At 73.5% G+C, this 6,644-nt stretch carries 5 protein-coding genes; 2 read left to right on the top strand and 3 right to left on the bottom strand.

Going from position 1 to position 6,644, the window contains the following annotated elements:
* The 3 genes from ACFXOZ_RS41640 to ACFXOZ_RS41630 form a co-directional block, all read right to left on the bottom strand.
* Positions 1-317: hypothetical protein (locus tag ACFXOZ_RS41640; RefSeq protein ID WP_380595263.1), on the bottom strand; the 317-nt coding region annotated here is incomplete at its 3' end.
* A 287-nt stretch (positions 318-604) separates the two neighbouring features.
* Positions 605-1,735 (bottom strand): sensor histidine kinase, encoded by a 1,131-nt coding sequence (locus tag ACFXOZ_RS41635; RefSeq protein WP_375897243.1) that lies wholly within the window; start codon positions 1,733-1,735, stop codon positions 605-607.
* Positions 1,736-1,815: 80 nt separating this feature from the next.
* Positions 1,816-2,553: a response regulator transcription factor gene (locus ACFXOZ_RS41630; RefSeq protein WP_094742879.1), complete on the bottom strand. Its 738-nt coding sequence runs from the start codon at positions 2,551-2,553 to the stop codon at positions 1,816-1,818.
* 565 nt (positions 2,554-3,118) lie between these two features.
* Here ACFXOZ_RS41630 and ACFXOZ_RS41625 point away from each other — a divergent pair.
* Positions 3,119-3,982, top strand: coding sequence for a rhomboid-like protein (locus tag ACFXOZ_RS41625; protein ID WP_380595261.1), 864 nt, complete (start codon positions 3,119-3,121; stop codon positions 3,980-3,982).
* Between the two features lie 166 nt (positions 3,983-4,148).
* A complete protein-coding gene (gene lon / locus ACFXOZ_RS41620) occupies positions 4,149-6,545 on the top strand; it encodes an endopeptidase La (protein WP_375897237.1) in 2,397 nt (798 codons plus the stop codon).
* Positions 6,546-6,644 lie beyond the last annotated feature (99 nt).

The raw sequence follows: 6,644 nt of genomic DNA, 5'->3' as shown, positions 1-6,644 counted from the left end.
GGAGCGGCGGCCTTGGGGGCCGGGGGCGCGGCGGGCGCGGCGGCGAGCGGGGCGGCGGGCGCAGCCGGCGCAGCAGCAGCGGCGGGCGCGGGGGCAGCGGCAGGGGTCGGCGTGGGGCCGGCCTGGGTCGCGGCCTGGGTCACTGGGGTCACCTCGGTACCGGGCTTGTAGTCGGCGAAAAAGTCCCACCAGGCTCGGTCGACCGAGTTCGGGTCCTGGAGGTACTGCTGGTAGATCTCATCGACGAGCCACTCATTGGGGCCGAAGCCAGTGGAGCTTGCCGAGCTGTTGGGGGTTTCAGGGGACTGTGGCGACACGGCGGCAACCGCCCTCTTCCGCTTCCTTTTGGGATGTTTGGACAGCGGGGATTAAGGCTACGCCCCTGACCAGTGATCGCGCAGTCCCCGGGCCCCAGGCGTCGCCCAGATCACAGTCCTGACCTGCAGATTGGCTGAAAAAGTGCGTTAGAAAGCCGTATCTGCGGGGAACCGATCGGGCCCGATCACCCCATAAATCGGGGCGAAAGCGGACAAAAGCCCAGGTTCATCCGTCGACGATCTTCGTATGCGTCTGTGCCGGATCTGTGACAAATGTCCCGACCGGCTCAGGACTGCCCGGGCAGCCGGACCTCGATCCGGCAGCCGCTCGGCGACTCGGCGACGGCGATCCGTCCGCCGTGCAGGTCCACCGCCCAGCGGGCGATCGCCAGGCCCAGCCCGGTGCCGCCGTCCGAGCCCGGCCCGGAGGCCGTCGCGGTGCCGCTGCGGCTGAACCGCTCGAAGACCCGGCCGCGGTCCGCCGGCGGGATGCCGGGGCCCTCGTCCTGGACCTCCAGGAGCAGGCCGCCGTCCTCGCCGTCGGGCCGGGCGCGCACCGTCACGGTGCCGCCGGGCGGGGAGTGCTTGCAGGCGTTGTCGACCAGGTTGGCGACCACCTGGTGGAGGCGTTCCGGGTCCGCCACGGCGGTCAGGCCGACCGGGCTGACCTCCAGGGCGAGCCGGACGTCACCGCGCCGGGAGAAGGCCCCGCCGGCCGTCGCGCCGTCCACGGTGACCCCGCGCAGCACGCCGTCCAGGAACTCGCGCACCTCGAACGGGCGGGCGTCCAGGTCGACCACGCCGTCGTCGATCTTGGAGAGGTCCAGCAGGTGGGTGACCAGGCGGCCGAGCCGCTCGGTCTGCTCCAGGGCCGCCCCCAGGGTCGCCGGATTGGGCTGGACGACGCCGTCCACCACGTTCTCCAGCACGGCGCGCAGCGCGGCGATCGGCGTGCGCAGCTCGTGCGAGACGTTGGCGACGAGTTCGCGGCGGTGCCGGTCGGCGGCCTGGAGGTCGGCGGCCATGCCGTTGAAGGCGGCGGCCAGCTCGCCGATCTCGTCGCGCGAGTTCACCTCGACCCGGCGGCTGTAGTCGCCGGAGGCCATCGCGCGGGCGGCGTCCGTCATCTCGCGCAGCGGGGCGGTGAGCCCGTGCGCGAGGAACTGCATGAACAGCAGCGAGGCGATCATGGAGAAGACCATGATGATCCGGATCTGGGTCTCGGACCGGATCGCCACGACCACCATCCCGGTGGCCAGGAACACGGAGACGATCACCAGCAGGGCGAGCTTGCCCTTGATGGAGCGGACCGGGTCGAGCGGACGGATGTCGGCCCAGACCCGGCTGGCCGCACGGGCGGCCAGGGTCTGCGGGCGCGCGCCGTCGGCGTCCCCGTTGCGTTGCTGTGGAAAGGTCATTGCTCCCCTGTGATCCCCGCGTGTTGTCACGGCGGTGCCGGGACACGGGCCCCCCGGTGGCCCGTCGCCCGGAGCCCCCGTCAGGAGAGCGGGGCCTCCAGCGCGTATCCGACGCCGTGGACGGTGCGGATCCAGCTGGCGCCGATCTTGCGGCGCAGCGCCTTCACGTGGCTGTCCACGGTCCGGGTGCCGGACGCGTCGGTCCAGTCCCAGACCTCGGCCAGCAGCTGCTCGCGGGTGAGCACCGCGCGCGGCTGGGCGGCCAGGCAGGCCAGCAGGTCGAACTCGGTCGGCGTCAGGTGGACGTCGCCCGAGGCGAGTCGGACCCGGCGCTGCACGTGGTCGATCTCCAGTTCGCCGAAGCGAAGGCTGCCGAGCGCGGGCGTGCGGGCCGCCTGCTGGGCGCGCTCGACGCGGCGCAGCAGCACGTTGACCCGGGCGGCCAGTTCGCGCATGGAGAACGGCTTGGTCATGTAGTCGTCGGCACCGACGCCGAGGCCGACCAGCAGGTCCGTCTCGTCGTCGCGGGCGGTCAGCATCAGTACCGGCACCGGGCGTTGGGCCTGGATCCGGCGGCACACCTCCAGCCCGTCGAAGCCGGGCAGCATGATGTCCAGGACCACCAGGTCCGGCTGCCAGGTGTGGAAGCCGTCCACCGCGCCGGGGCCGTCGTGGGCCACGGCGACCTTGAACCCCTCGGCGCCCAGTCGCGCCGCGATCGACTCGGCGATCGTGGGTTCGTCCTCCACCACCAGCACTCTGCGCTGGCTGCTCACAGTGCCGCCGGTGTTGGGGTTGTCCTGCTGAATTTCTGTCACGGTCACGCCACCGCCCCCAGGGCTGCGGGCCGGCCACCTGTGGGGATGGCGGGGCTCCGCTCGTAGTCTTGTTCCGTCGTGGACTGTGCCGGGTCCGCCGTCCCGTTCGTGCACCGGGGAGTGGAGGACGGATGGTCTTCCGCCCACTCCTCCCACGCACTTCGCAGCGTACGGACAGCGGATGCCTCCCGGCAGGCGGACCGGACGTTTCCGGCCCGCTGGGCCGGCTGTCCGGCCGCCCTCGGGCCCACCGAAGGAGTGGGCACGGGCCGATACCTTACCCGGCGAATTTTCACTGCGTAACGGTACGTATGCAGTCCAGTTGACGCCAAGTCGCCGGTCAGAGGCCCTACTGACGCGTTAATCGGGAGAAGGTCTGGACCAATGTCGGGAATCCGGCCGGTCCCGTCGTCGACGGTCTTCACGGGCTTTTCTCAGGTGCCTCTCAGAACCTCGACGTAGCGTGGCCGCGACAACGCCCCGCAGGGCGGAATCCGGCCTCCGCGCCGGGGCGTCGGGCGCCCTCCGGGCGCCGTGCGGCTGCGGGTGTGGGAGCGGAGGCGTCATGGCTGGACTGCGGTGGGGTGCCGGCGGGCGCGCGCCTTCGGGGGCGCCGTACGGAATGCTCCCGGCCCGGTTGCGCGGCGGTCCCGTCGAATGGCTGCTGGAACGCGTGCCGACACCTCGGCGGACCCCGTTCACGATCGGATATCTCGCGGTCGTCGGCGTCACCTCGACCTTCGCCGGGATCGCCGATCCGGAACTCGTCCAGCGTTTGCAGGAAGCCTCCAGCTCGGACGGCCACAACCTGCTCCAGCACCCGCTGCGCGCCCTGTTGCTGAGTGGTTTCTGGGTGGCCGGGGGATCGTGGCTGCCCTACCTGTGGGGTTTCGCCTTCACCCTGGCCCCGCTGGAGCGCCGGGTCGGCCCGGCCCGGGCGGCGGCGGTGTTCGCCGCCGGGCACGTGGCGGCCACCCTGCTCTCCCAGGGCGTGGTGATCACCGCGGTGGAGACCGGGCGGCTGGCCCCGGCGGCGATGGACCAGCTGGACATCGGCGTCAGCTACGGCGTGCTCGCCTGCCTGGGCGCGGCCGCCGGGGCGCTGCCGCCGCGCGCGCGGGCGGTGGCGCTGGCCGGCGTCGGGCTGATGCTCGCCCAGCAGATCGCCACCCAGAAGGACCTGGTCACGGCGGTGGGGCACCCGGCCGCGCTGCTCACCGGGATGGCGCTGTGGCGCTGGCTGGGCCGGATCGAGCGGCGCCCGCCCGGGCCGCGGCTGCGCCCGGCCCGGGTGCGGGCGGCCGGCTCCGCCGCTTCCCCGTCCGCCTCCTCGGTGCTCTCCTCCGTGCTCTCCGCGGTCGTCCCCTCGATCGTCCCCCCGGCCGCCGGGGCGGTGCGGGCCGGGCGCCGGCCGTCCACCGCGCGCTGACGCCGGGGCCCTCTTGGGCCGTTCTTTCCGCTCCCTTTTGACGAGGCCTCCCCCCGGCCGTTCCGGTGACGGCCCTGTTCGCTCACAGCGAACAAGGTGCGGGGAACAACCGGCGCCCGCGAATCCTTAGTCAGGTCGACTCAAGTTCACTGACCGGGGAGAGATCATGGCATCGACGTCCACACCGCTCACCCTGCCCGTGCTGCCCCTCGACGACGAGGTCGTGCTCCCGGGCATGGTCGTCCCGCTGGACCTCAAGGACACCGAGGTGCGCGCCGCGGTCGAGGCCGCCCGTGCCGCGGCCACCGGCTCCGGCAAGCCCCAGGTCCTGCTGGTCCCGCGGGTGGACGGCTCGTACGCGGCGGCCGGCACGCTGGCCACCGTGGAACAGGTCGGCCGGCTGGCCGACGGCGACCCGGCGGCGCTGGTGCGCGCCGTGCGCCGGGTCCGGATCGGGGTCGGCACCACCGGCCCCGGCGCCGCCCTCTGGGTGGAGACCACACCGTTCAAGGAGTCCTCGGTCGGCACGCCGGTGGCCGGGCGGGCCGCCGAGCTGGTCAAGGAGTACAAGGCGCTGTCCACCCAGTGGCTGCGCAAGCGCGGCGCCTGGCAGATCGTCGACCGGGTGGCGCAGATCGAGGGCGTCGGCGAGCTCGCCGACAACATCGGCTACGCGCCCTTCGCCACCGCCGAGCAGAAGCTCAAGGTGCTGCTGGAGGCCGACCAGGTCGCCCGCCTGGAGTACGCGCTCACCCTGCTGCGCGACCACCTCGCCGAGGAGGAGGTCAACGACACCATCCGCAAGGACGTCGAGGAGGGCGTGGCCAAGCAGCAGAAGGAGTTCCTGCTCCGCCGCCAGCTGGAGGCCGTCCGCAAGGAGCTGGCCGAGCTGAACGGCGACCCGGCCGACGAGGAGGGCGACTACCGCGCCCGGGTCGAGGCCGCCGACCTGCCCGGGAAGGTCCGCGAGGCCGCGCTCAAGGAGGTCGACAAGCTGGAGCGCTCCTCCGACCAGTCGCCCGAGGGCTCCTGGATCCGCACCTGGCTGGACACCGTCCTGGAGCTGCCCTGGAACGAGCGCACCGAGGACGCGTACGACATCGCCGGCGCCCGCGCCGTGCTCGACGCCGACCACGCCGGCCTCGGCGACGTCAAGGAGCGGATCGTCGAGTACCTGGCCGTCCGCAAGCGCCGGGCCGACCAGGGGCTCGGCCAGATCGGCGGCCGCCGAGGAGGCGCGGTGCTCGCCCTGGTCGGGCCGCCCGGCGTCGGCAAGACCTCGCTCGGCGAGAGCGTGGCCCGCGCGATGGGCCGCACCTTCGTCCGGGTCGCGCTCGGCGGCGTCCGGGACGAGGCGGAGATCCGCGGCCACCGGCGCACCTACGTCGGAGCCCTGCCCGGCCGGCTGGTGCGGGCGATCAAGGAGGCCGGATCGATGAACCCGGTCGTCCTGCTCGACGAGATCGACAAGGTCGGCTCCGACTACCGGGGCGACCCGTCCGCCGCCCTGCTGGAGGTGCTGGACCCGGCCCAGAACCACACCTTCCGCGACCACTACCTGGAGGTCGAACTCGACCTCTCCGACGTGGTCTTCCTCGCCACCGCCAACGTGCTGGAGGCCATCCCCGAGCCGCTGCTCGACCGGATGGAGCTGGTCCGCCTGGACGGCTACACCGAGGACGAGAAGGTCGTCATCGCCCGCGACCACCTGCTCCCGCGCCAGCTGGAGAAGGCCGGCCTGGCCGACGGACAGGTCGCCGTGGACGAGGAGGCGCTGCGCCGGCTCGCCGGGGAGTACACCCGGGAGGCGGGCGTGCGCACCCTGGAGCGCTCGATCGCCCGGGTGCTGCGCAAGATCGCCGCACAGGCCGAGCTCGGCGAGCGCGAGCTGCCCGCCGCGGTCGGCGCGGCGGACCTGCCCGCCCTGATCGGCCGCCCGCACCACGTGCCGGAGGCCGCCCAGGCACCCGCCGAGCGGCGCACCGCCGTCCCGGGGGTGGCCACCGGCCTCGCCGTCACCGGCGCCGGCGGCGACGTCCTCTACATCGAGGCCTCGCTGGCCGACGCCGAGACGGGCGGCACCGGGCTGACCCTGACCGGGCAGCTGGGCGACGTGATGAAGGAGTCCGCGCACATCGCGCTCTCCTACCTCCGCTCGCGCGGCGCCGAGCTGGAACTGCCGGTCACCTCGCTGCGCGACCGCGGCGTGCACCTGCACGTCCCGGCCGGGGCCGTCCCCAAGGACGGGCCGAGCGCCGGCATCACCATGACCACGGCGCTGGCCTCGCTGCTCTCCGGCCGCAAGGTGCGCACCGACGTGGCGATGACGGGCGAGGTGTCGCTGACCGGGCGGGTGCTGCCGATCGGCGGGGTGAAGCAGAAGCTGCTCGCCGCCGACCGGGCCGGCGTCACCACGGTGATCATCCCCAAGCGCAACGAGGCCGACCTGGACGACGTCCCGGCCGAGGTGCTGGAGCGGCTCACCGTCCACCCGGTGGCCGACGTGCGCGAGGTGCTGGCGCTGGCCCTGGAGCCGGCCGGGGTGCTGGTCGCCGCGGCCTGAGGCGGTCGGGGGGGGCGCGGCCGCCGAAGCGCCCCCCCCCCCCCCCCCCCTCGCCCCCACCCCCCCAACCCACCCCCCCCCAACCCCTCCACGCCCCCG

This window comes from Kitasatospora sp. NPDC059160 (assembly GCF_042755465.1).
In the GTDB taxonomy this organism is placed as follows: Bacteria; Actinomycetota; Actinomycetes; order Streptomycetales; family Streptomycetaceae; genus Kitasatospora.
The sequence above is the reverse complement of the archived record's forward strand: the minus strand, read 5'-3'. Positions and strand labels throughout refer to the sequence as shown.